The sequence below is a fragment of the Tolypothrix sp. FACHB-123 genome (assembly GCF_014697075.1).
Taxonomy (GTDB): domain Bacteria; phylum Cyanobacteriota; class Cyanobacteriia; order Cyanobacteriales; family Nostocaceae; genus Aulosira.
Genome location: NZ_JACJRE010000165.1, coordinates 1 through 1500, shown reverse-complemented (window position 1 = coordinate 1500; position 1500 = coordinate 1). Strand labels below are relative to the sequence as shown.

Here is a 1500-nt window from a genome sequence, read left to right as displayed (position 1 = left end):
AGGGACTTCCAGAAAATAAACTATTCCATTAACAAGAATGATAATCATTTTAAGGGGGGAATGAAGGGGCTGCCGTCGGCAGCCCCTTCATTCCCCTTTTGTAGTAATTTGAATAATGATGTTTGTTTTTGAGTGTGGTAACTGGTGGCTATAGTATTAACTGATTCTCTCAAAAAGTTGTTGATTGAAACTGCATCTCAATTAAAAGGTGCAGCAAAACGTAAATTTATGGCTTCGACAGTTCAGGGCTTAGGTTTAGGAGGGCAAAGACTTGCACAATCAGAATTAGGATGGAATCGAGATACTATTAGGAAAGGGATGAGAGAATTAGAAAGTGGTATTACTTGCGTTGATAACATGAGTGGCAAAGGGCGTTATAAAGCAGAAGAACATTTGCCAAATCTTTTAGAAGATATAAAAAATATAGTAGATTCGCAAAGTCAGACTGATCCTAGTTTTAAAAGTCAAAGACTATATAGCAGACTCAGTGCAGCCGAAGTCAGAAAGCAATTAATTGAAAAATATGGTTATAGTGATGAAAATTTACATACATCAGAAACAATTCGAGTCAAATTAAATAATTTAGGTTATAAGCTCAGAAGGGTAAAGAAAGTTCAACCTCAAAAAAAATCCCACAAACTGATGCCATCTTTGAGCAATTAGACCTAGTTAATATTGATGCTTCGGAAGATAAAAGTATTTTACGTCTAAGCATGGATGCAAAAGCTCGCGTTAAGATTGGCTCATTTGATCGCGGGGGTAAAAGCAGGGATGGAGCGAAAGCTGATGACCATGATTATAATCCAAAAACAACTGTAACTCCTTATGGTATATTCCTTCCAGAGTTTGATGAATTATTTTTATACTTTACGGAATCGAAAGTTACAAGCGATTTTATTGTTGATATTTTAGAAGATTTTTGGTTATCAGAAAAGCATCGTTTTTCTGATATTCAAACCCTACTTCTCAATCAAGATAATGGGCCGCAGAATAGTTCACGACGTACCCAATTTATGAAACGTATAGTAGAGTTTGCCCACAAGCATCAAGTAAATATACGTTTAGCTTACTATCCACCTTATCATAGTAAATATAATCCGATAGAAAGGACATGGGCAATACTAGAGAATCATTGGAATGGCAGCATTTTAGATGAAGTGGAGACGGCTTTAAAGTTTGCTAGTACTATGAAATGGAAAGGTTCTCATCCAGTAGTTAAGCTAGTACACAAAACTTATGAGAATGGGGTAAAACTTACAAAAAAAGCTATGGCTCAAATTGAAAAACAGATTGAGCGGCTAACCGATTCTACTCATGAAGTCTTCCCAAATTTAGGTAATTGGTTTATTGATATTTGTTGTAATAAAACAAAAGTTATTTGATTTTAATAACAGCATTTATTTAGCTACAAAACATCCCTTATTTACACTGTTTAACTTCAAAGCAGACGACAAGTGTATAGATTCTTCATGCATAGATGAGGGGGAGAAAAGGGGTTGC

At 35.3% G+C, this 1500-nt stretch carries 1 protein-coding gene; it reads left to right on the top strand.

The window, feature by feature from the left end:
• The first annotated feature begins 150 nt into the window (after positions 1 to 150).
• Positions 151 to 1382 (top strand): ISAzo13 family transposase gene (locus tag H6G41_RS34520; RefSeq protein WP_190752889.1). Its coding sequence is split into 2 segments (ribosomal slippage): positions 151 to 631 and positions 631 to 1382, totalling 1233 coding nucleotides; the frame shifts between segments, so codons are not numbered across the junction.
• Positions 1383 to 1500 lie beyond the last annotated feature (118 nt).